The 23,695-nt window shown below is 57.2% G+C and carries 21 protein-coding genes; 5 read left to right on the forward strand and 16 right to left on the reverse strand.

All coding sequences use genetic code 11. The annotated features are described in order from the left end of the window. Positions 1–135: 135 nt before the first annotated feature. The 3 genes from WFP70_RS20585 to WFP70_RS20595 are packed head-to-tail and all read right to left on the reverse strand — an operon-like array spanning position 136 to position 3,121. Positions 136–483: a hypothetical protein gene (locus tag WFP70_RS20585; protein WP_337024296.1), complete on the reverse strand. Its 348-nt coding sequence runs from the start codon at positions 481–483 to the stop codon at positions 136–138. A 26-nt stretch (positions 484–509) separates the two neighbouring features. Next, positions 510–1,859 (reverse strand): cation:proton antiporter, encoded by a 1,350-nt coding sequence (locus WFP70_RS20590; protein WP_337024295.1) that lies wholly within the window; start codon positions 1,857–1,859, stop codon positions 510–512. Between the two features lie 53 nt (positions 1,860–1,912). Next, complete coding sequence (locus tag WFP70_RS20595) at positions 1,913–3,121, reverse strand: MFS transporter (RefSeq protein ID WP_337024294.1); 1,209 nt, start codon at positions 3,119–3,121, stop codon at positions 1,913–1,915. Positions 3,122–3,213: 92 nt separating this feature from the next. Between WFP70_RS20595 and WFP70_RS20600 the strand changes: the two genes are divergently transcribed. Further along, complete coding sequence (locus tag WFP70_RS20600; protein ID WP_337024293.1) at positions 3,214–4,143, forward strand: LysR family transcriptional regulator; 930 nt, start codon at positions 3,214–3,216, stop codon at positions 4,141–4,143. Between the two features lie 163 nt (positions 4,144–4,306). Here WFP70_RS20600 and WFP70_RS20605 read toward each other — a convergent pair whose 3' ends face one another. The 11 genes from WFP70_RS20605 to WFP70_RS20655 form a co-directional block, all read right to left on the reverse strand. Further along, the gene (locus WFP70_RS20605) at positions 4,307–4,804 is read right to left on the reverse strand and encodes a TIGR00645 family protein (RefSeq protein ID WP_034819827.1); all 498 of its coding nucleotides are present in this window, start codon (positions 4,802–4,804) and stop codon (positions 4,307–4,309) included. Positions 4,805–4,858: 54 nt separating this feature from the next. After that, positions 4,859–7,534 (reverse strand): two-component system sensor histidine kinase KdpD, encoded by a 2,676-nt coding sequence (kdpD, locus tag WFP70_RS20610; RefSeq protein ID WP_337024292.1) that lies wholly within the window; start codon positions 7,532–7,534, stop codon positions 4,859–4,861. Positions 7,535–7,579: 45 nt separating this feature from the next. Continuing rightward, on the reverse strand, positions 7,580–8,152 hold the full coding sequence (kdpC, locus tag WFP70_RS20615; protein WP_034819833.1) for a potassium-transporting ATPase subunit KdpC: 573 nt from the start codon (positions 8,150–8,152) through the stop codon (positions 7,580–7,582). An 11-nt stretch (positions 8,153–8,163) separates the two neighbouring features. Then, positions 8,164–10,212 (reverse strand): potassium-transporting ATPase subunit KdpB, encoded by a 2,049-nt coding sequence (kdpB, locus tag WFP70_RS20620; RefSeq protein WP_337024291.1) that lies wholly within the window; start codon positions 10,210–10,212, stop codon positions 8,164–8,166. Positions 10,213–10,219: 7 nt separating this feature from the next. Next, on the reverse strand, positions 10,220–11,899 hold the full coding sequence (gene kdpA, locus WFP70_RS20625; protein WP_337024290.1) for a potassium-transporting ATPase subunit KdpA: 1,680 nt from the start codon (positions 11,897–11,899) through the stop codon (positions 10,220–10,222). Further along, positions 11,899–11,988 (reverse strand): K(+)-transporting ATPase subunit F, encoded by a 90-nt coding sequence (gene kdpF, locus WFP70_RS20630; RefSeq protein ID WP_100701897.1) that lies wholly within the window; start codon positions 11,986–11,988, stop codon positions 11,899–11,901. Before kdpF ends, kdpA begins: the two co-directional genes overlap by 1 nt. A 108-nt stretch (positions 11,989–12,096) precedes the next feature. Then, positions 12,097–13,260, reverse strand: coding sequence for an HD-GYP domain-containing protein (locus tag WFP70_RS20635; protein WP_337024289.1), 1,164 nt, complete (start codon positions 13,258–13,260; stop codon positions 12,097–12,099). Positions 13,261–13,447: 187 nt separating this feature from the next. After that, on the reverse strand, positions 13,448–13,780 hold the full coding sequence (locus WFP70_RS20640) for a HigA family addiction module antitoxin (RefSeq protein WP_224934437.1): 333 nt from the start codon (positions 13,778–13,780) through the stop codon (positions 13,448–13,450). Positions 13,781–13,823: 43 nt separating this feature from the next. Next, positions 13,824–14,132: a type II toxin-antitoxin system RelE/ParE family toxin gene (locus WFP70_RS20645; protein WP_182056595.1), complete on the reverse strand. Its 309-nt coding sequence runs from the start codon at positions 14,130–14,132 to the stop codon at positions 13,824–13,826. A 189-nt stretch (positions 14,133–14,321) separates the two neighbouring features. Beyond that, complete coding sequence (locus WFP70_RS20650; RefSeq protein ID WP_337024288.1) at positions 14,322–15,281, reverse strand: 2-hydroxyacid dehydrogenase; 960 nt, start codon at positions 15,279–15,281, stop codon at positions 14,322–14,324. Then, complete coding sequence (locus WFP70_RS20655) at positions 15,262–16,656, reverse strand: MFS transporter (protein WP_337024287.1); 1,395 nt, start codon at positions 16,654–16,656, stop codon at positions 15,262–15,264. Before WFP70_RS20655 ends, WFP70_RS20650 begins: the two co-directional genes overlap by 20 nt. A gap of 468 nt (positions 16,657–17,124) precedes the next feature. On the opposite strand from WFP70_RS20655, the gene WFP70_RS20660 reads away from it, so the two are divergent. Beyond that, entirely contained in the window at positions 17,125–18,039 is a 915-nt protein-coding gene (locus WFP70_RS20660; protein WP_337024286.1) for a sugar ABC transporter substrate-binding protein, read from the forward strand. Positions 18,040–18,106: 67 nt separating this feature from the next. Here WFP70_RS20660 and WFP70_RS20665 read toward each other — a convergent pair whose 3' ends face one another. Then, positions 18,107–18,601 carry a GNAT family N-acetyltransferase gene (locus WFP70_RS20665; RefSeq protein ID WP_097119427.1) on the reverse strand — a complete coding sequence of 165 codons (495 nt, stop codon included), beginning with the start codon at positions 18,599–18,601 and terminating at the stop codon, positions 18,107–18,109. A 61-nt stretch (positions 18,602–18,662) separates the two neighbouring features. Here WFP70_RS20665 and WFP70_RS20670 point away from each other — a divergent pair, with 61 nt between their 5' ends. Beyond that, the gene (locus WFP70_RS20670) at positions 18,663–20,495 is read left to right on the forward strand and encodes an ABC transporter ATP-binding protein (RefSeq protein WP_337024285.1); all 1,833 of its coding nucleotides are present in this window, start codon (positions 18,663–18,665) and stop codon (positions 20,493–20,495) included. On the opposite strand, the gene WFP70_RS20675 is transcribed toward WFP70_RS20670, so the two are convergent. Next, positions 20,492–21,616: a GNAT family N-acetyltransferase gene (locus tag WFP70_RS20675; protein WP_337024284.1), complete on the reverse strand. Its 1,125-nt coding sequence runs from the start codon at positions 21,614–21,616 to the stop codon at positions 20,492–20,494. The genes WFP70_RS20670 and WFP70_RS20675 overlap by 4 nt on opposite strands. Before the next feature lie 131 nt (positions 21,617–21,747). On the opposite strand from WFP70_RS20675, the gene WFP70_RS20680 reads away from it, so the two are divergent. Together WFP70_RS20680 and WFP70_RS20685 are read left to right on the forward strand one after the other, a co-directional pair. Then, positions 21,748–22,647 carry a LysR family transcriptional regulator gene (locus WFP70_RS20680; RefSeq protein WP_337024283.1) on the forward strand — a complete coding sequence of 300 codons (900 nt, stop codon included), beginning with the start codon at positions 21,748–21,750 and terminating at the stop codon, positions 22,645–22,647. Between the two features lie 99 nt (positions 22,648–22,746). Further along, positions 22,747–23,688 carry a glutathione S-transferase family protein gene (locus WFP70_RS20685; RefSeq protein WP_337024282.1) on the forward strand — a complete coding sequence of 314 codons (942 nt, stop codon included), beginning with the start codon at positions 22,747–22,749 and terminating at the stop codon, positions 23,686–23,688. Positions 23,689–23,695 lie beyond the last annotated feature (7 nt).

Raw genomic sequence — 23,695 nt, forward strand, 5'->3', positions numbered from 1 at the left:
CGGGGATTTAATTCCCTAAATAATTCGAGCTGTAGCAAGGCGGCAAGGATGCGAGTCTCCAGGAGCTTACTGCAGTAAGTGACTGGGGCGAGCAGACGCAGCCAACGCCGCTACAGTTCGAAGTATGACGGGGATTTAATCCTGTTGCTGGAATTGGGTCATAACTGTTTGCTCGCACTGCTGCTGATTATGGCGCAGCTGCGTGCGTTCATCCTCGCCCAGTTCCATCCAGGCGCTGATCACTTCCTGCGCCGTTTCTTCATTGAATTCAAACTTATCCATCGCCGAAGAAGACTGGCTGGCAGCCAGCTGAGACTTCATCTTCGCAGTATAGGTATCCAGATCGCTGGTCTTTTTTTCCGTGCTCACCAGATGGCACAGCTGGCTGGCATACACATTCTCTTCGCTGGTGTTATCACCGTCAGCGGCGAAGAGAGGGGCGGAAAGCGAGAGCCCAACGAGGGCGATTAATATGGCTTTCATAACAGACTCCAGTAATTTCCAGAAAATCACTTTTGATTATGTTGCACACGTGCCGCCTGACGGGCGGCACGCCAGTTTAATAACGGCGTCACCGTGATGCCGTGCAGCACGATGCTGCACACCACTAACGTCAACGCCATATCCACCATTTGCTCTGCCTGCGGGCCACGCATGCCGTGCACCCAGGCATAAGCAATGTAATTGATACTGCCGATGCCGCGAATCCCCAGCCAGCCAATGAGCAGACGGCGCATGAGCGGTATCTCACAGCGCCAGGTGGTGATCCACACCGCCAGCGGACGCACGACCACAAACAGCAGGAGCGCGAGGCCAATGCCGGTGAGATTACAGTGCTGCGCCAGTGTGACTCCCAGCACCACCATCATCGCGGCGGCCAGCAACCGCTCGATGGTATCACCAAATGACAACGCATCGCCGACCACCAACCCCATTGATTTGACCATACCGCTGCCGCCGTGCGCCAGTCGTTGATTGGGATTGACGCGCGCCTCAGCGGGCAGGTATTGCTCCTCTTCTGACAACTCGTCTTGCGGATAGTGCTTTACCACACGCAACTCAGCGCGACGTAACCCGACGCCTGCCGCAAAGGTGGCGAGGAAGCCGGAGGCGTCCAGTGACTGCGCCGCCGCATAACTGAGTGCGATGAGCGCCAGCGCGAGAAAGTCATTCGGTGCAATGTCCTGATGCGCGCTGCGCAGATGGGTCGCCAGTTGGCCAATTAAGCGGCCAAGCAAGTAGCCGATAGCCAGCCCGCCACCGATGGCCCACAGACCATCCCTTAGTGCCCATTCACCCAGGTGACTGATGTTCAGCGTGTCGGACTGCATCATAAGCAGCGCCAGCATCAATAGCGGCAGCGCCGAACCGTCGTTCATGCCCGCTTCGCTGGAGAGCGCCACGCGCAGCGCATCGTCATCGCGCGCATCGTTGACGGAAATCAGGCTCGCCAGCACCGGATCGGTCGGTGCCACAATGGCACCAAACGCCAGCGATAGCGCCCAGTCAAAACCGGTCATCCAGTGCACCAGCAGCGTCATGCCGCCCACGGTGAGCAGCATGGCGGGAAACGCCAGCCGTACCCCCACGCGCCAGGCATGGGCTGTCAGTGGCACGCGTAATTTAAGGCCAGTGATAAACAGCGAGGCGGCCATGGCGATTTCGGTGAGATGGGCGGCGAGTTCGGCGTGCCCGAGGATGTCGAGCTGCAGAAGATTGAGCAGCCATGGGCCACACAAGATGCCCGCGAACAGATAAAGCCCAAACGAAGTCACTGGCCCACGATGGATCCATCCGGAGGCCAGTGACATAAGAAGTAGCAGACCACCGGTAGCGGCAGTCCAGGCCAGGAAGTTCATAACGCTCCGTTTTTAAATAACATTCTCCCTTAAGCCTGGCACAGGATTGACGATCAGTTTTTCAGGTGACGACTCGCCAGACGAATCAGCAACGCAAGCGCAGCGGCAAGTGTGGAGAGCGCCACCACGCCGGTCCAGCCAAAGTGCGCCAGCGCCAGGCTTCCAAGTGCCGCACCGGTCGCCATGCCAATAAACACCACGGTAAACATCAACGCATTCAGTCGGCTACGCGCCTCTGGCGCCAGGCTGTACACCAGCGTTTGGTGTGCCACCAATGTGGCCTGCACCCCCAAATCAAATCCGATGGTGCTGATAATAATCAGACCAATCTGTGCCGGAACCGGCAACAGCGGCAGCAGGAACATAAGAGCAAAGGAAACCATCACCAGCGAAGCGCCATACTGGGTGACACGCGCTGGACCAATGCGATCCGCCACGCTTCCTGCCAGCGGTGCGGCCAGCGCACCCGCTGCACCTGCCAGACCAAAGGCACCCGCGACCGCACTGTCAAAATGGAAGCGCTCACTCAGCATCAGCGCCAGCGTTGACCAGAAGGCACTGAAACCCACCGACAGCAAACCCTGTGCCAGCGCGGCACGGCGCAGCGTCTGGTGGTGTTGCCACAAATGCGCCAGCGACAGCAGCAGACGTGGATAGCTCACCGAGGTGCCCGGCTTGAAGCGCGGCAACACGCGCCACAGCGCAAGACTAATCAGCAACACGGCCACCGCCGCCACCATGTACATGGTGCGCCAGCCCAGATATTCCGCCACCACGCCGCTCACCACGCGTGACAACAGAATACCGACCAGCAAGCCGGTCATCACCGTGCCAACAGTTTTACCGCGACTGCGTTCTGGCGCGAGTGCCGCCGAAGCAGGCACGATGTCCTGTGCCACGGTCGCGGTTAAGCCGGTGACAAAGCTGGCGATCAGTAACGCGTTGATGCCGCCCGAGAAGCCACACAGCAACAGCGCGGCGACCAGCATCAGGCTTTTAATCAGAATAATGGTGCGGCGATCGTGACGGTCACCGAGCGGTGCCAGCAGCAGAATACCCAGCGCGTATCCCGCTTGCGTCAGCATTGGCACCATGCCGACGCTACCAATCCCGACGTTAAATTGTTTGCTGATGATATCCAGCATCGGCTGGCTGTAGTAAATCGATGCCACGCTAAGCCCGGCACCTGCAGCAAGCGTGAACACCAGCGGCGCTGGCAGTTTTTCAGCTGGCAATGCAGTAGATTGCGAAATGGCTGACATAGTGAATTCCCCCGTGAAAGTGCGCTTATTAAAGCGCGTCGCGGCCATACGCGGTAGACTCGTCAAACACAGAACTGTTATGCACGGTGCGTATGAGCAATCCAACCAGTATTGACCGCATTGAACTGATGCAGACCTTTATTCGTATTGTCGAAAGTGGATCGCTGTCAGCCGCCGCTGCGCAGTTGGGCACGACACAACCCACCATCAGCCGCCGGTTGCAGGCACTGGAACAGCGGTTAGGACTGAAGCTGATTCTGCGCACGACTCATGCATTGAAACTCACCGATGACGGCGAGCGTTGTTATGCGCAGGCGCGGCAGTTGCTGGCGACCTGGCATGCGCTGGAAGATGAACTAACGGGTTCCAGTGACGATCCGATTGGCACACTGCGCGTGCGTGCGCCCCATGCGTTTGGCCAGGACCAGTTGATCGATCCGCTGGTGGATTACCTGCAGCGTTACCCGCGTCTGACGGTGGAGTGGATGCTCAATGATCGCACGCCGGACTTTATCAGCGAAAATGTCGATTGCGCGATTCAGGTCGGTGCAGTGAACGATCCCTCGCTGGTGGCGATTCTGCTGGCCGAAGTGCCGCGCTTTGTGGTGGCCGCACCTTCACTGCTGGCAAAGCATGCGCCAATTGAGGATGTCAGCCAACTGACCGACCTGCCATGGCTGGCGCTGACCAGCTTTTACCGCAATGAGCTTGCACTACAGCGCTTGAGTGATGGGCAGCCGATGAATCTGCCGATTGCGCCTCGCCTCGCCAGCGACAGCTTATACGCCATCCGCAAAGCCGCTCTGGCGGGCATGGGTGCGGCGATTGTGTCGTCGTGGGTAGTACAGGAGGACTTAGCAAAAGGGGATTTGATTCAGCTGGTGCCCGAGTGGCAAGCCCCGCCGCTGCCGGTGTGGCTGACCTATCCGTGGGCCAGTTATCATCCCGCTCGTATGCGGCAGTTTTTCGCGATGATCAGAGAGGTGATGCCGAAACTGGCGGGCACACAGCCGGTGCGATGAAGACAATGCCGCCATAGCAATGTGGTGACGTCACGTTAAAGGGTGCCTTGAGGAAATGGTGCAGATTTTCGTAGGAAGCGCAGTTCCTGGGAGGATGGGCGGATTTTCAGGCGTTGGGCGAATTTCCGTAGGGTGCGCATTGATGCGCACCTCGTACACGAAACTACTTCTTCTCGACCTTCGACATATTATCGAGCCAGCCCATCACGAAGGCCGACAGCACAAAGGTCAGGTGGATAATCACGTACCACATCAGCTTGCTGTCATCGACATTGCGCGCGTCCATAAAGATGCGCAGCAGGTGGATCGATGAAATCGCTACAATCGAAGCCGCGACTTTGTTCTTCAGCGAGCCGGAATCCATCTTGCCCAGCCAGCTCAGCTTCTCTTTGTTCTCATCAATATCCAGCTTAGAAACAAAGTTCTCATAGCCAGAGAGCATCACCATCACCAGCAATCCGCCGACCAGCGTCATGTCCACCAGCGACAGCAGCAGCAGAATCAGATCGTTCTCAGCAATGCTGAGTATGTTGGGCAACAGGTGAAAAATTTCCTGGAAAAATTTAACGGTCAGCGCCAGCAGCCCCAGCGAAAGTCCAATGTAAACCGGTGCCAGCAACCAGCGCGATGAATACATCAGGTTCTCGATAAAACGTTCCATAATTTCCCATTAATCAACAGACAAGTGGGCGAGTATAACCGAACTTGTGTGAAGTTATTTCAGCGGTTCTTCAGAAATTTCAGGGGCCGCTGGCAGCGGCAGTGACAAGCGAAACTCTGCGCCCCCTTCCGGTCGGTTTTCCGCCCAAATACGCCCGCGATGGGATTCAATAATGGTTTTACTGATCGCCAGACCGAGCCCGACACCCGGCACCGCCGACTCCTTATCGCCGCGCGCAAATTTGTCGAAAATGCGCGTCATATTCTCTTCGGCGATCCCTGGACCGTTGTCCCAGACGGCAATCTCCAGCCGCTCTTTGTCACGCCAGGCGCGAATGCCGTGCTGCGCGGCGTTGCCGGCATATTTGAGGCTGTTCTCGATCAGGTTGGTGAACACCCGCTCCAGCATCGCGCTATCGCCTTTGATCAGCACCAGTTCCGGCGGCAAATCGAGTGCAAAATCGTGTCCTTTCAATGAGGGGCCCATACTGCTCAGCGCCCCGCCAATCACTTCATCCAGCGCCACCCACTCCTCGCGCAGATTCAGTCCACCAGACTGAATACGTGCCATATCCAGCATATTGCTCACCAGCCGAATGGTGCTTAACGTTTGTTCCCGGATCTGGTTAGCCTGGCCGACATATTTTGAGTTATCGCCGGCCAAATCCAGCATCAGCATTTCCGCCTGACCGAACAGCACCGTCAGCGGCGTGCGCAGGTCATGCGACAACGCGGATAACAGTGCGTTACGCAGCTGTTCACGCTCTGCCGCCAAACGAGACGCCGCTTCACTCTGTGACAGCGCCATGCGTTCCAGCGCGTTGGCGATCAACACCGTGAAGGTTTCCACCAGACGCTGCTGTTCAGGGATCATCAGCTGGCGCAGGTTTTCCGGCTCCACCACCAACAGTCCACGGCAGTGATTCCCGCTTTTCAACGGCAGAATTTGATACGGCACCGCTGGCAAGGTATCGGTGCCTGCACCGGCGGGCTGTGCTTTGCTAAAGCTCCATTTGGCGATGCCGAGATCGGGCGGCGTACCAATACTGCTCTCACCCACCACCTGTAACTCACCCTGCTCATTCGGCAGCAGTAGCTGGCTGCGTGCCTGCAAGGTGACATCAATCACGCGCTGGCTGGTGGCGGCGATATCCTGCGGCGTGAGCGCGCTGCCGAGCGATTTTGCCATCTCATACAAATGCCGCGCACGCTGTTCACGATAGCGCGCGACTTTAGCCTGATAGCGCACGCCCGCTGTCAGGTTCCCGACGATCACCCCTACCGCCAGCATCACCGCGAAGGTCACCAGATACTGCAAATCCGATACCGCCACGGTGCCGGTCGGGGCGACAAAGAACAGGTCAAAAGCCAGGATGTTGATCACCGTGGCAAACACCGAGGGCCAGCGGCCAAAGCGCAGCGCGACTAACACCACGGCTAACAGATAAATCATCACGCCGTTGGCCGGATCGAACTCCACCAGTAGCCAGCGACCTACGATCGTCACCAGAATACACAGCGCAATCGCCATCAGGCAGCCGCGCAGATGCAGCCGCCACTTATCACTGTTGGCCTGTTTATCGCCCATCGGATGCGGCGCGTCGCGCACCGGTTCGTCCAGTGCCACCACCAGCAAATCGAGGTCTGGGCCAAGCTGGCCCAAACGCTGGGCAAAACTGTCGCGCCGCCAGCGCCGTTGCGGCTGACGACCGGTGACGATTTTGCCGAGATTATGCTCGCGCGCGTAACGCAGCACGGCGCGGGCTTCATCGGGATCGGACAGGGTGGCGGTTTCCGCACCCAGCTCTTGGGCCAGTTGCAGCGTGCGTAAAATGGCACGACGACGCGCTTCCGGCAGGCGATTCAGACGCGGCGTTTCTACATACACTGCGTGCCACTCGCTGCCGAGACGCGCGGCTAAACGCGCGGCGGTGCGCACCAGTTTTTCACTGCCAGTGTCGTCGCCGATACACAGCAAAATAGCGTCACGTGTGTGCCAGACTTTGTCGCGGCCCTGCTGATCGCGCCAGGCACGCATCTGGTCGTCCACGCGGTCTGCGGTGCGGCGCAGTGCCAGTTCGCGCAGGGCAAACAGGTTGCCTTTGCGGAAGAAGTTTTCAATCGCGCGCTCGGCGCGATCGCCGACGTAGACTTTGCCCTCTTTCAGCCGCTGACGCAGATCGTCCGGCGGCAGATCCACCAGCACCACCTCATCGGCGCTATCGAAAAACGGATCGGGGACGGTTTCTCGCACCTGGATGCCGGTCACGCCACCAACCACATCGTTGAGGCTTTCCAGATGCTGCACGTTGACGGTGGTGATCACGTCGATGCCCGCTTCCAGCAGCTCCTCGATGTCCTGCCAGCGCTTGGGATGACGCGAACCCTGTACGTTGGTGTGCGCCAGTTCGTCCATCAGAATTACCGCCGGATGACGCGCCAGTGCCGCATCGAGGTCGAATTCAGCGTGCCGTGAACGCCCGGTGGCGCGACGTGGCAAAACCGCCAGGCCGTTGAGCAGCGCAGCGGTTTCTTCACGTCCATGGGTTTCCACCACGCCCGCCAGCACATCGAGGCCTTGCGCACGTAAACGCTGAGCCTCCTGCAGCATGGCGAAGGTTTTCCCCACGCCCGCACAGGCGCCAAAGTAGATTTTCAGCTTACCGCGATGGCTGTCGCTGTGATTCAGCAACAGCGCATCGGGATCGGGGCGGGTGATTTCATCGTTCATCAGTTATCCGTCGAGAAAAGCGCGATAAATCGCGCTATCAATCAATTATCCCTGCAGCGCATCCAGCGCCATATTCAGCCGCAACACGTTCACCGTCTCTTCACCGATAAACGGCAGCAGCGGACGCTCAGTGTTACGGGCAATCAGCGCTTCCACATCCTTCAGCGCCATATTGCGCGCTGCCGCCACACGCGGTGCCTGCCACAATGCGGCTTCCGGTGAAATATCCGGATCGAGCCCACTCGCCGATGCGGTCACCAGCTCAACCGGTACCGCAGTTGGAGCCTGTGGATTGGCGGTGCGCAGGGCAGCCACGCGCTCGGCCACCGCTTTATCCAATGCCGGATTGCTCGCCGCCAGGTTGCTGCCGCTGGAGGCCAATGCGTTGTAGGGCGCATCGCCGGTCGCTGATGGACGGCCCCAGAAATGGCCGGGCTGCGTAAATACCTGACCAATCAAATCGGAACCGCGCTCCGCGCCATCCTGCTCAATCAACGAACCGTTGGCCTGTGACGGAAACCACCACTGCGCTAAGCCGGTGGTCAGCAGCGGATAGACCGCGCCGGTTAACAGCGTCAGCAGTATTAACAATACAATAGCCGGACGTAACTGACTCATTTCTCTTCTCCTTAAACCAGGCCAAACAGCGTCAGCAGCAGGTCGATGGCTTTAATACCGATAAACGGCACCACTAATCCGCCGACACCGTAAATCCACAGGTTGCGGCGCAACAGGGCAGCAGCACTCATCGGACGGTAGCTCACGCCTTTTAGCGCCAGCGGAATCAGGAACACAATCACCAGCGCGTTGAAAATGACGGCCGACAGAATCGCTGAGTTCGGTGAGTGCAGGTGCATCACGTTGAGCATATTGAGCTGCGGATAGGTGGCCGCAAACGCCGCCGGGATGATGGCAAAGTACTTCGCCACATCATTGGCGATACTGAAGGTGGTCAGTGAACCGCGCGTCATCAGCATCTGTTTACCGATGTGCACCACTTCCAGCAGTTTGGTGGGGTTGGAGTCGAGATCGACCATGTTCCCAGCCTCTTTCGCCGCCTGCGTGCCCGAGTTCATCGCCACTGCCACGTCCGCCTGTGCCAGTGCGGGGGCGTCGTTGGTGCCGTCGCCGGTCATCGCCACTAAACGCCCTTCCGCCTGATACTGACGAATCAGTGCCAGCTTGGCTTCTGGTGTGGCTTCCGAGAGGAAATCATCCACGCCCGCTTCTGCCGCGATGGCCGCCGCCGTCAGCGGGTTATCGCCGGTAATCATCACCGTCTTAATGCCCATTTTGCGCAGCTCGGCAAAACGTTCTTTGATGCCGCCTTTGACGATATCTTTCAGCGCCACCACGCCCAGCACCTGCGCCCCTTCGGCCACCACCAGTGGTGTGCCACCCGCGCGCGCCACTTCTTCGACGCTGGCGTTGACTTCTGCCGGGAAACGGCCGTTGTTGGCTTCGATATGGCGGCGAACCGCGTCAACGGCCCCTTTACGAATCAGACGATCCTGCACGTTGACGCCGCTCATGCGCGTCTGTGCCGAGAACGGAATAAAACTCGCGCCCATGCTGCTGAGATCGCGTTCGCGCAGGTTAAATTTTTGCTTCGCCAGCACCACGATGCTGCGCCCTTCCGGGGTTTCATCCGCCAGCGAGGCCAGCTGCGCGGCATCCGCCAGCTGCTGCTCGGTGACGCCGGGCGCAGGCATAAACTGCGTCGCCTGGCGGTTACCCAGCGTGATGGTGCCGGTTTTATCCAGCATCAGCACATCGACGTCGCCCGCTGCTTCCACCGCACGACCGCTGGTGGCGATGACGTTAGCACCGAGCATGCGGCTCATCCCCGCCACGCCAATCGCCGACAGCAAGCCGCCGATAGTGGTCGGAATCAAACACACCAGCAGCGCCACCAGCACCGTTACGCTCACCGGCGTGCCGCCGTAGGCCGAGAACGGCCACAGGGTGGCCGTCGCCAGCAGGAACACGATGGTCAGCGACACCAGCAAAATGGTTAGCGCAATTTCGTTCGGTGTTTTACGGCGTTTGGCACCTTCGACCATGGCAATCATGCGATCGAGGAAGGTTTCGCCCGGATTGACGCTGCACTGGATCACCAGCCAGTCGGACAGAATGCGCGTACCGCCGGTGACTGATGAGAAGTCGCCGCCGAATTCGCGGATCACCGGCGCCGATTCGCCGGTAATCGCACTCTCATCCACGGAAGCGCCGCCTTCCAGCACTTCGCCGTCACACGGGATGATGTCGCCCGCTTCCACCAGCACCACATCGCCTTTACGCAAGGTGTCTGCCGCTAACGGCTGCCACTGCGCGCCATGACGTGGCTCAGCCAGCTTTTTCGCATCACTGGTTTTACTGATGCCTTTCAGGCTGTTGGCCTGCGCCTTGCTGCGCCCTTCCGCCAGCGCTTCAGCGAAGTTAGCAAACAGCACCGTGAACCACAGCCAGATGGCGACCCCGGCGGTAAACCCGGCGTTGCCGCTTAGATGGCCTGTCAGCATGCCGATGGCCAGCAGCGAGGTCAGCACGCTGCCCAGCCACACCAGGAACATCACCGGGTTGCGAAACTGCACGCGCGGATCGAGTTTCTTCACCGCATCCAGCACGGCGGTTTTCGTCAGCGCTGCATCAAACAGCGCCAGTTGTTGACGACTCATGATTCCGTTATCCCTGAATTAATTGCAGATGTTCCGCCACCGGGCCGAGAGCCAGCGCGGGGATAAAGGTCAGTGCCCCCACCAGCAATACGGTGCCAATCAGCAGCGCGATAAACAGTGGACCGTGGGTCGGTAACGTACCGTTGCCCACCGGCTGGATTTTCTTCGCCGCCAGTGAGCCAGCGATCGCCATCACCGGAATGATGATGCCGAAGCGTCCCACCAACATGCAGAAGGCCAGCAACAGGTTCCAGAACGGGGTGTTGGCGCTCAATCCGGCAAAGGCACTGCCGTTGTTATTGGATGCCGACGAAACGGCATACAGCACTTCGCTGAAGCCGTGGATGCCTGGATTCGCCATACCGGCGCGCCCTGCATCCGTCATCATTGCCAGTGCAGTGCCGAGCAGCACCAGGGTAGGCGTCACCAGAATCGCCAGTGCGGTCATTTTCATCTCCCACACGTCGATTTTTTTACCCATGTATTCCGGTGTGCGACCAATCATCAGACCGGCGATAAATACCCCGAGCAGCACGAACAGCAGCATGCCGTACAACCCAGCACCGACGCCGCCGAACACCACTTCACCCAGCTGCATCAGCCACATCGGCACCATGCCGCCCAGTGCAGTAAAGGAGTCATGCATGGCATTCACCGCACCGCACGAGGCTGCGGTGGTGATCACCGCAAACAGGCTGGAGTTGAGGATGCCAAAGCGCGTCTCTTTGCCTTCCATGTTGATGGCGCTGTCTGCACCGAGTGCCAGGAAGTGCGGATTACCGCGCAGCTCTGCCCACATCACGGTAACCACCGCCAGCGCAAACATGATGGTCATCGCCCACAGCAGCATGTGGCCCTGACGGCGGTCGCCCAGATGCTGACCGAAGGTGAAGCACAGCGCCGCCGGGATCAGGAAGATACTCAGCATCTGCACAAAGTTGGTCAGCGCGGTCGGGTTTTCAAACGGATGGGCGGAGTTGACGTTAAAGAAGCCCCCGCCGTTGGTGCCGAGCATTTTGATCGCTTCCTGCGAAGCCACCGGACCGAGTGGCAGCGTTTGCTTCGCCCCTTCCAGCGTGGTGAGTGCGTGATAAGGCTCAAACGTCTGGATGCTGCCCTGATAAACAAAGAACAGCGCTATCAGCAGGCTGATCGGCAGCAGCACATACATCGTGATGCGTGTCAGGTCGCGCCAGGCGTTGCCCAGCGTATCCAGTGAGCGATTGGCAAAACCACGGATCAGCGCAAAAGCCACCGCAATACCGGTCGCCGCCGACAGGAAGTTTTGCACCGTGAGGCCCGCCATCTGGCTAAAATAGCTCACCGTGCTTTCGCCCGCGTAAGCCTGCCAGTTGGTGTTGGTGACAAAGCTGACGGCGGTGTTGAGCGCCAGATCCCAGCTTAGATTAGGCAGGTGTTGCGGGTTGAGCGGCAGCGACCCCTGCGACATCAAAATCGCCAGCAATAATAAGAACCCCAGCGCGTTGAACAGCAGGATCGCCAGCAGATAGTGCGGCCAGCGCATCGCGCCACTCTCCACACCGACCAGCCGCCACAGCGCCCGCTCGGTACGCGGCAACAGCGGCTTGTCGGCCACTAACACCGCAAGAAAACGCCCCAGCGGTTGTGCCAGCACCATTAGCACCAGCAGATAGACCGCAATCAGTAAAAACGCATTCGCAGCCATCAGAATGCCTCCGCATTAAGCAGGGCATAGATCAGGTAGCCCAACAAGATAAACACCAGCACGATGCCGGCAATCACGCCCACGCTCACAGCAACCTCCAGAGGATTAGGTAGTGCTGCAAGCATGCGCGGCGCGGCATAAAGAAGGGGTAAAAAGGCGGGAATCCGGCGTAAAGAAAGTATAAAAATGCTGTCGAATTAGGCGGTTTCCAGTGCCCAGATGCGATTGAGGTCGATGTTCTGCCACAGGCCACTGTCTTCGGCCCCCGTGATACTGTCGGTGCAGAACGAATCCCCGAGATCCAGCTCTTCCGGTTTCACTTCACGTTGCGCGTGTAAAGACCAGAACACATGCACTTTGGGTTTTAACAGCGATTTTTCACCGGCCTGCACCACCAGCGCCACGCGTCCGGAAGCCAGCCGCACCAGCGATCCCACCGGATAAATGCCGATGGTGCGCACGAAGGCGTGCAGCAGCGTATTGTCGAAGTGACCGCGCCAGCTCAGCATATTGTGCATCGCTTCGGCGGGCGTCCATCCCTTGCGATACGGACGATTAGAGGTCACGGCATCATAGACATCGCATACCGCGGCCATACGAGAAAACAGCGAAATTTCTTCGCCTTTCAGTTTGTGGGGGTAACCGCTGCCATCGACTTTTTCGTGGTGATGCAGCGCAATATCTAGCAGGTCTTCCCCTGCATCAGCCTCCATCAGCATCTGTGCACCGATAATCGGATGCTCGCGCATGATGGTGAACTCCTCGTCGGTGAGCTTGCCGGGTTTGTTGAGGATCTCCAGCGGCACCGCCGATTTACCGACATCATGCAGCAAACCGCCCATGCCCACGCGCCGCTGCTGGTGTTCATCGAGCCCCATTTTTTTGCCCAGCGAGATCATCAACCCGCACACCGCCATGGAGTGCAGATAGGTGTAATCGTCGTGATTTTTCAGCCGCGCCACGCTGAGCAGCGCAGTGGGTTCACGGGTAATCGATCCGGCAATGTCGTCCACCAGGTCCAGCGTATAGTTGAGGTCCAGCCCCTGTCCCATACGCGCCTCGTTGAACATTGCCAGCACCTGTGGCTTGCCCTGATTGAAGATGGTTTGTGCCTGATCCAGCTCCTGGAAAAATGGGGTTTGCGGAATGGCTTTCTTCGGCGCAGGCTTCGCAGGTGCCTGCACCGACTTATCGAGATCGATCCAGATTTGCTGGATCCCTTCGTTGCGGATCATCGCGATCTGGCGTTTATCGGTGATCAGCATTTGGTTGCGAATGCGTTTGTCCTTGAGCCACCAAACCTCCAGTTTGTGGATGAACATTCCTTGCCGCAATTCGTCAACGGTAATCAGCTTTATCACGATATCTCTCCTTAATATCAGTGGATGGTAAGGAGAGGTATCGGCAGCTGAGCAAATAATCTTCAGGTGTGATTTGTGCGATCTGTGAGAGGGGAAGTGATTTGGATTAGCGCAATAAATTCGTCGCGCTACGCCTGACTGCGCAGCGTTGTCGCGAAATGCTGCATCGCACTTTTGCCGGAGTTCTTCAGGCAACCTGAATACCGCGCTGTGCCATAAAAGTGCTCAAAGGCGTGACACGACTTAATTCTTCTTGCATGCGGGCATCGTTTTCAACCTCCCATTGGTCCTGATAACGCTGCAGGTTGAGCCAGAAGTCGACGCTGGTATCAAACACTGCCGCTAAACGGTATGCCATCTCGGTCGTCAGTTTGCGGTTGTTATTGACCATCGCGCTTGCGGTGTTTCTGTGCACATTCAGCATTTCAGCCAGGTCATTCACTTTGAGGTGAAGGGGTTCGAGGAACTCATACTGCAGCACATCACCAACACTGGTGGGTTTACGTTTTGCCTGATTCATTTTTACTTTCTCTTTGCTGAAGATTTTCAACCACATGCAATGGTTATCGGTGATTTTTGTAACGGTGCGGATCGAGATAAAGATCGCTAGCCTCGCCATTCATCCAGCGAAATATGAGTCGATATTGCTCATTAACGCGGATGGAGTAATAACCCAGCAAAGGGGGCTTCAGAGCTTCAAAACAATTTCCAGGCGGCGATCGCAGATCATGATGCGTTTTAGCGGCATTGATGATATCGAGCTTACGCGCGAGCGCGGATTCAATGGTTTTGGGGAGACACCTGTGCGGCAAGGCATAAATAAAAAACTGCTCAAGCCAATCATCCCGAAAATGTCTAATTGCACCCTTCATCTGCTTCCCTGCCTGAAAATAAAATCAGGCAGGCAAATTAACGCCAAAATGCACAGCATCAAAGTGCAATAGTTAACATTATAAAGAATGTTCTAGCGGGATTACAAAATAATTTTGAGATTAAAGAAAACGTCATGAGAACTGTGAGCGGCTTAGCATATTCAGCCGCTACGTTTTCCCGTATAGAAACTACACCACCCGCGTTAACACCGCTTCGCCTTGCGAAAACGCCAGCAGGTTTTCAAACACCAAATCTGCCATCGCCGCCATGGTTTCATGGGTGCTGCTGGCGAGATGCGGGGTGATCACCACATCATCACGCTTCAGCAATTCGGCAGGCACCGCCGGTTCATGCTCGCACACATCCAGACCGGCACCCGCAATCTCACCGGCTTCGAGCGCCGCAATCAACGCCTGCTCATCCACCACACTGCCGCGCGCAATGTTGATTAAAAAGCCCTTCGGCCCCAGCGCACGTAACACTTCAGCATTCACCAGATGATGTGTGGCGGCACCGCCGGGTAGGGTCAGCACCAAAAAATCAGCCTGCTTTGCCAGTGATAACAGCGAATCGTGGCGCGTGTAAGGCACATCCGGGCGTGAACGCGGGTTGTAAAAATGCACATCCATATCAAACGCCTGAGCGCGCTTGGCCAGCTCCTTACCAATCCCGCCCAGCCCGACAATCCCGCACACTTTACCGCCTACTTTGGTGGTCAACGGATAGCGCCCTTTCGCTTGCCAGTTACCGGCGCGCACATAACGATCCGATGCGCTGATGTGGCGCGCCACATCCAGCAGCAGCGCCATGCCGGTATCCGCCACACAGCTGTTTAAAACGCCTGGCGTGTTGGTCACCACAATGCCACGCGCTTCGGCGGCAGCAATGTCTATCGCGTCATAGCCCACGCCGTTACTGCAAATCACCTTCAGATTGGGCAACTGCGCCAGTAGCTCAGCACTTGCTCCCATCAACGCATTGCCGCTGGTCACCAGCGCACCAATACTGGCACCGTGCTCTGCCAGCCACGCCGCCTGATCCTCCTGTTGCCACAAGCGCGAAGTGGTGAAGTGCGCATCCAGATTATCCTGCAGCCGCTGCGGCAACAGCGGCCCTTTTAGCAATACGTTAAACGGCTTTAATCCCATCTTGTTTCCCCTGATTTTCGAAGGATGTTGCAGACGAATCCTGCTCGTCACCGACGCGTTCAATCGGGCCCATCACCAGCAGGAACAGCAGCGCCGCGACGATGCAGTGCGCGCCAACGAACACCAATCCAATACTGTAGCTGCCGGTCAGACCGACGATGATGCCGAACAGCAGTGGCGTGATAAATCCGGCCATATTGCCGATGCCATTGAAGATCGCGCCCGCCAGACCTACTGCTTCTTTCGGTGCGGTATCACTGACAATCGTCCAGGTACCCGCGCCCGCCGCCACGCCTTTCCCGAAGAAGGCAAACGACATAATGGCGATAATGCCGGCATTGGTCGGGATCACCGCAGCCAGAATCAGCGAGGCGGCCATCAGCATGCCGACGATATACGGCGTTTTACGCGCCCACGACAGGCTCCAGCCGTTAGCCAGCAACTTGTCAGAGATGTAACCGCCGCTGATGCCGCCCAGGAAACCAAACAGCGCCGGGGCGATGGTGGCAAAGCCCGCTTCCATGATGTTCATGCCGCGTGCCTGCACCAGGTAAATCGGGAACCAGGTGATAAAGAAGTAGCTGAGCGCAATGATGCAGTATTGCCCGATATAGGCGCACCACAGCATGCGATTGCTGAGCAAGGTTTTAAACATCGCTTTGCTCAAGGGTGGACGTGCTTTGAGCGTTTGTGCTGAATCGATATCCACCAGCGCACCGCCCTCCTCAATGTATTTCAGCTCTGCGGCTGACACATGCGGATGCTGTTTCGGGCTGCGCATATACCAAGCCCACACAAACACCGCCAGCACGCCAATACCGCCCAGCACAAAGAATGGCCACTCCCAGCCGAAGCGGGATACCAGCCAGCCGGACAGCGGTGAGAAGATGGCAACGGCGAAGTACTGCGCCGAGGCAAACAGCGACGAAGCACGACCGCGTTCGGCACCGGGGAACCACATGATCACCGCACGCGCGTTGGCCGGAAAACTCGGTGCTTCAATCAGTCCGAGGGCAAAACGCAGTGCAAACATCAGCGTCAGCGCCATGGTCATGCCGTTGGAAAACTCGCCAATAAAGCCCATTAAAATGGTCGAAACCGACCACAGCGCTAACGTCATGCCATAGACTTTTTTCGTACCGAAGCGGTCAAGGAAAATCCCACCGGGGATCTGGCCGATCACATAAGCCCAGCTGAATGCCGAGAGGATCAGGCCCAGCTGGATCGCTGATAAACCGAATTCCTCTTTGATCGCCGATCCAGAGATCGACAGGATCGAGCGATCGGCATAGGCCACCACGGACAGGAACAGGATCAAACAGAGGATCCAAATACGCACATGACTGTTCTCATTGCGGTTTTTGCTTAGTAACATGGCTGAACCCCTTGATGAAGGAGCGTCCTGCTCCGAAGCGATGATGTTCAGGAATACCGCTTAAATTTCACTGTTCAGCAACTATAGAGAGCCAGATGCGAGGTGGTCATTGTGCGAATGGAGGAATCCGCGCGGCTTTTTTGCGCTGGTTTTGGCATCTGCCACAAAGCAGGGTGCGGCGCTGCACAGAACCTTAAAGAAGCCGATGCTTTTGCACCGGAATGTGCGCCAGCTCTGAGAAAAACCTTCGCAACATCACTATGAGGCTGCAAACCATCATTTGCCCGCTCGTCATAGGAGGCCGCCAGCATGATGCACCCGCGAGCAAAATGTGCGCTTAGCTGCAAAATCCATACATGTTGATTGTCAGGGTCCTTACCGCCTCGTAGTCTGAAAATGATTTCATTGAGCCATTTTAACTCTCATTGAAACATTCATTCTAATAACAAGCTTACCCTGGAGTCCGCGATGAAAACCCTCAAGGCGATACTGTTGCTTGGCCTGCTGTCCAGCTCTGCCTCGGCGTTGGCAGAAAAGATCGGCGTATCAATGGCGTATTTCGATCAGAACTTTTTAACCATTATTCGCCAGTCGATTGATAAAGAGGCCAAAGCGCGCGGGCTCGATGTGCAATTTGAAGATGCGCGCGGCGACGTTGGCCGTCAGACCGATCAGGTGCAGAGCTTTATCGGGGCGGGCGTCGACGCCATCATCGTCGATCCGGTGGATTCCGCCAGCACACCGCAGCTGACCAAACTGGCGCAGCAGGCGAAAATCCCGCTGGTATATGTTAACCGCACACCAGGCGACAAATCGCTGCCGTCCGGCGTGGTGTTTGTCGGTTCAGACGAGCGCGAATCGGGTACCTTGCAAATGGAAGCGCTGGCGAAAATGGCCAACTACAAAGGCAATGTGGCAATCATGATCGGCAATCTGACCGACGCAGGCGCACTGCAACGCACCAAAGATGTCGAGCAGGTGGTGGCGAAATATCCGGGCATGAAAGTGGTGCAGAAGCAGCCAGCGAACTATGCACGTAACGAAGGCATGGATTTGATGCTCAACTGGATTGGCAACGGCGAAGCGATTGATATCGTTGCCGCTAACAACGATGAAATGGCAATCGGTGCCGCAATGGCGCTGGCGAAGAGCAACAAGAAGATTCTGGTGGGTGGGATTGATGCCACGCCGGATGGCCTGAAAGCCATGGCGCAGGACAAAATGCAGGTCACCGTGTTCCAGGATGCGATTGGTCAGGGCAAAGCCTCGGTGGATGTGGCGCAGAAGCTGATGAAAGGCGAGAAAGTGGATTCACACGTGTGGATCCCGTTTGAACTGGTGACCAAAAAGAATATGCAGAAGTACGTGGAGAAGAGTCAGTAAATAAGGCCAATACCGCGCGATAAACCGCGCCGTCCTGCGACGGCGCAATGTATTGCACAATCCACGATTACTCCCGCAGTTTCGCCATGACCACGATGTCGTGATACTCCCCCTCACGCAGGCAGGCTTTACGCTTCACGCCCTCTTGCTCAAAGCCGAGGCGCTGGTACAACCGTATCGCACGGGCGTTGTCATGAAACGCTTCCAGCTCAATACGCACCACACCGAGCCAGTTAAAGGCATAGTCGATGGCGTTGCGAATCAGTTTCTCACCGATACCCCGCCCGCCAAACGCTGGATCGACGCTGATACCAAAACTGATGCTGTGACGCGTACGCGGGCGCTGTTCGACAAACAGCGTCAGCTCGCCCACCATCTGCCCATCAATCTCGGCCACGAAACCGATATAGCCCGCCGCGTCCATGTTTTCGAATTTTTTCTGCCAGGTTTGCACGCTGGGAAACGGCAGCTGCGTGGTCCAGCGATACACGTCGGGGTGGCTGTAAAGGCGTTGATAAGCAGCCGCATCGGCCGGTTCGCGACCGCGAATGATCAGATCCATGTCGGTAATCCCTTTCACTTGCACTAAGCTGTTAACTCTCACCAAACGGAAGAGTGACTTTATGTTGTATCGTCGTTTTGAACGTTTTATCAATATTTTCCAGGATGCACCAACCGATTCTCCCCCTTCCAGCGTCTGGCCGTTTTACCTCTATTATCTGCGTCAGGTATGGCCGAGCTTTGTTGCGCTGCTGATTGTGGGATTAGCGCAGGCGCTGATTGAAGTGGCGCTGTTTAGCTATCTCAGCCGCATCATCGATCTGGTCAATCACTCGACGCCCGCCACGCTGTTCACCGACAACTGGCAGGTGCTGCTATGGATGGGGTTTGTCGCGCTGATTCTGCGGCCGGTGATTATCGCGCTGCACGATATGCTGGTGCATCAGAGTATCAACCCGAGCATGACCAGCATGATCCGCTGGCAGCATCACAACTACGTGCTGCGCCAGAGCCTGAACTTCTTCCAGAACGATTTTGCCGGGCGCATCGCCCAGCGCATTATGCAGACCGGTAACTCCCTGCGCGATTCCGCGGTGCAGTTAGTGGATGCCATCTGGCATGTGGTGATCTACGCCGTCACCTCGCTGGTACTGTTCGCCGAAGCCGACTGGCGCCTGATGATTCCACTGATTATCTGGATTGTGGCGTATAGCGTCTCGCTGAGATTTTTTGTGCCGCGCGTGAAGCAGCGTTCGGTGGTCTCTTCCGAAGCGCGTTCCAAACTGATGGGTACCATCGTCGATGGCTATACCAATATCGCCACCATCAAACTGTTCGCGCACAACGATCTGGAAAAACGCTACGCGCGCGAAGCGATTCAGGAACAGACCGACAAAACCCAGCACGCCAGCCGCATGGTCACCACCATGGATATCACGCTGTCGACGCTGAATGGTCTGCTGATTGTCAGCACTTCTGGCCTGGCATTGTGGCTGTGGAGCCAGTCGCTGATTAGCGTCGGTGCGATTGCGTTGGCCACCGGTCTGGTGATCCGCTTAGTGAACATGTCCGGCTGGATCATGTGGGTGGTGAACGGCATCTTTGAAAATATCGGCATGGTGCAGGATGGATTGAACACCATCGCGCAGCCGCTCAGCGTACAGGATGAGCCGCAGGCGAAAAACCTGCAGGTAACGCAGGGTCAGATCCGCTTTGAAGATGTGCGCTTTGATTACGGCGGCAGCCGCCAGGTGATCAATCGCCTCAACCTGAATATCAAACCGGGTGAAAAAATCGGCCTGATTGGGCCATCCGGTGCCGGTAAATCGACAATGGTGAACCTGCTGCTGCGGCTGTATGACATCAACGGCGGGCGCATCCTGATTGACGATCACAACATCGCCGAAGTCACGCAGGAGAGCCTGCGCGGCCAGATTGGCATGATCACTCAAGACACGTCGCTGCTGCACCGTTCGATTCGTGAAAACCTGCTGTACGGGCGCCCAAACGCCACCGAAGACGAGCTGCAGGCGGCGATTATCCGCGCCCGCGCCGATGAGTTCATTCCGCTGCTGTCCGATCCACAGGGCCGCACCGGGCTGGATGCACATGTGGGTGAGCGCGGGGTGAAACTCTCCGGCGGCCAGCGCCAGCGTATCGCCATTGCCCGTGTGCTACTGAAAGATGCGCCGATTCTGATCATGGATGAGGCCACTTCCGCCCTCGATTCCGAAGTCGAAGCGGCGATTCAGGAGAGCCTGGAAACGCTGATGCAGGGCAAAACGGTGATTGCCATCGCGCACCGCCTTTCCACTATCGCCAAAATGGACCGACTGGTGGTGCTGGATAAAGGTGAGATTGTTGAGATGGGCAACCACCGCGAACTGCTGGCGCACAATGGACTTTACGCGCGCCTGTGGCAGCATCAGACCGGTGGCTTTGTCGGCGAAGATTAATCGCCGCGTCGATATGGCAGGGCTTCGCGCGCTTCAATGGCATAGGCGCGGATCCCGGCCCGCTCCTGCACTAAATATTCTTCTACGGCTTCGCGCAGCCCCGGATGGCAAAGGTAGTGCCATGAGTGGGTGATTTGCGGTTCGAAGCCGCGCACCAGTTTGTGCTCGCCTTGCGCGCCCGCATCAAAACGCTGTAATCCCTCGGCAATGGCGAAATCCATGCCCTGATAGAAGCAGGTTTCAAAGTGCAGGCGATCAAACTCCGCCAGGCAGCCCCAGTAACGCCCGTACAGCGAGTTGCCATCCACCAGATAGAACGCCATGGCGGCCGGATGGCCCTGCAGCGTGGCGATCACCACGCGAATCGATCGCGGCATGCGTTCGGCCAGCAGGCTGAAGAATTGCCGCGTGAGATAAGGACGCTGCCCGCGCACCGCATAGGTATTGGCGTAACAGGTGTAGACAAAATCCCACTGATCTTCGCTGAGTTCGTCACCACGATACCAGTTGAACTCAAAGCCACTGCTCGCCACCTGTTCGCGCTCTTTACGCAGCTGTTTGCGTTTGCGTGACATCAGCGTGTCGAGGAAATCCTGAAAATCGCGGTAGCCTTTGTTGTGCCAGTGATACTGGATGCCGAGACGCGCCAGCCAGTCGGGCTGCTGCTCCATCACATCGTTGGCAAACGGCGTGGTGAAATTGATGTGCGCGCCACTCAGGCCGTTTTGCAGCAGTTCGTCAGGCAGCGCCGCCAGCAGTTGGCTGATGGCCGCTTCCTCACCCAGTAATCGGGCGCCGGTAACTGGACTAAACGGAATCGCCCCCAGCCATTTTGGATAGTATGGAATGCCAGCGCGGTGACAGGCATCAGCCCACGCGTGATCAAAGACGTATTCACCTTGCGAATTGCGTTTGCGATAGCCCGGCAGCGCGGCGCTCAGCACGCCCTTTTCACGCCACAGCAAGTGATCCGGCTGCCAGCCGTTTTCCGGCCGCACGCTGCCGCTCTCTTCCAGCGTGAGAAGAAAGGCATGGCGTAAAAACGGTTGATCGTCAGGTAACAGCGCATCCCATTCGAGGGCGGAAATCTCCGCCAGCGATGACAGGTGAAGCAAAGACATGCATGGCTCCCGGCCAGCTTAAGGCGAACAGCTAGTTCAACAGGTTTTGTCGCAGGGGAAAAGAGGGGGCGCACTGAATGTGAAGACGACCCTCGGTGTATACTCACCTTTTTCGCTGTTCAGGAACCGCCATGGATCGTCTCGATTGTGACCGCATGTTTGTCGCGGTGCTGGAAGTGGGCAGCTTTGCCGGGGCGGCCGAGCGACTGGGCACCAGCAGCGGGCAGGCCTCCAAGCTGGTTTCCCGGCTGGAGCAGGAACTCGGCGTGCAGTTGTTCAAGCGCAGCACGCGTGCACTCTCAGCCACTGAAGTGGGTCGCGCCTATTATGAGCGGGTGAAAACCCTGCTGGATGCTTTCGACACGCTGGATGCCACGGTACGCGAAAATGCCACCACGCCAACGGGCCGCTTAAAAATCAGTGCACCTGGTACCTTTGGTACGGCGGTGCTCGCCAGCATATTGGTCGCATTTGCGCGTCACTATCCGTTGATTGAACTGGACGTTAACTTCTCCGATCGTGCAGTGAACATCGTCGATGAAGGCTTCGATATGGCGATTCGCATTGGTAAATTAGATGACAGTAGCCTGATTGCACGTCGTTTGGGCGATGTGCCGATTCGCGTAGCGGCTTCGCCGGGCTATCTGCTGCAACAAGGCACGCCGCAGCACTGGCGCGATCTGGCTGCACATCAGTGTATCAGCGACACCAATTTCCGCGATCCCTGGCACTGGCCGTTTGTGACGCCCTGTGGCGACAGCGTTTCCATGCCGATTCGCGGCCGCCTGTGTTTCTCCAATACCGAAGCCTGTTTACAAGCAGCCATCGCCGGATTGGGTATCGCACGTTTACCGGGTTTTATTGCCGCACCTGCGCTACAACGCGGCGAGATCATCTCGCTACTGGATAACTTCGCCACGCCGCCGATGGGCCTGTTTGCACTCTATCCCCCCGCCCGCCATCTGGCGCAGAAAACCCGCTTACTGATTGATTTCCTCGCCGATCATTTCCAGCAGCATCCTCCCGGCTGATTCCTTCCAATTTGGAAGCAATGAAAGCCATTTTGCCCGGATTATCACCCAACCAGCAGCGCGATATGCTCACTCCATCACCAGAGAGGAGTCGAGCATATGTTGGTTAACGGTAAGTGGAGCGCAGAGTGGCACCCGGTTCAAGCCACCGATAAACAGGGCGGATTTGTCCGTCAGACGTCCAGTTTTCGCCACTGGATCACCGCAGATGGCTCCAGCGAATTTGCCGCCGAGCCGGACCGCTATCATCTGTATGTGGCACTGATCTGCCCATGGGCATCACGCACACTGGTAGCACGCAGCCTGAAAGGACTGGAGAAAGTGATCAGCGTCTCGGTGGTCGAGCCGCAGCTGGGTGCGCAGGGCTGGCACTTCGGTGACTATCCGGGTGCTGATCGTGACTGGCTTAACAAAGCCGAGTACATCCACGAACTCTATACCCGCGCCGATGCTGACTTTACTGGCCGCGCCACGGTGCCGGTACTGTGGGATAAAAAGACGCAGACCATCGTGAACAACGAATCTGCTGACATCCTGCGTATGCTGAACAGCGGGTTTGGCGATCTGGCAGACAACAGCCTCGATCTGTATCCAGAAGATCTGCGCGCTGAGATCGACGCGATCAACGCATCGATCTATCCACGTCTCAACAACGGCGTGTATCGTACCGGCTTTGCCACCACGCAGGTGAGCTATCAGCAAGCGTTTAATGATGTGTTCAGCCAGTTAGACGAACTGGAACTGCGTCTGAAAGATGGCCGTACTTTCCTGCTGGGCGAGCGCCTGACCGAAGCCGATATTCGGCTGTTCGTGACGCTGGTGCGTTTTGACGTTGCTTATCATGGTCTGTTCAAATGTAACCTGCGCCGCCTGCGCGACTATCCGCTGCTCGATCGCTATCTGAAGAGTATGCTGGCGGTTTCGGGTGTGCGTCAGACAGTGAACATCGACCATATCAAGCAGGGCTACTATTCGATTAAGGCACTGAACCCGAACGGGATTGTGCCAGTAGGCCCGGATATGGCGGATTACGGACTTTAAGGAGCAG

This window comes from Pantoea sp. USMM079, assembly GCF_037153115.1.
Taxonomy (GTDB): domain Bacteria; phylum Pseudomonadota; class Gammaproteobacteria; order Enterobacterales; family Enterobacteriaceae; genus Pantoea; species Pantoea communis.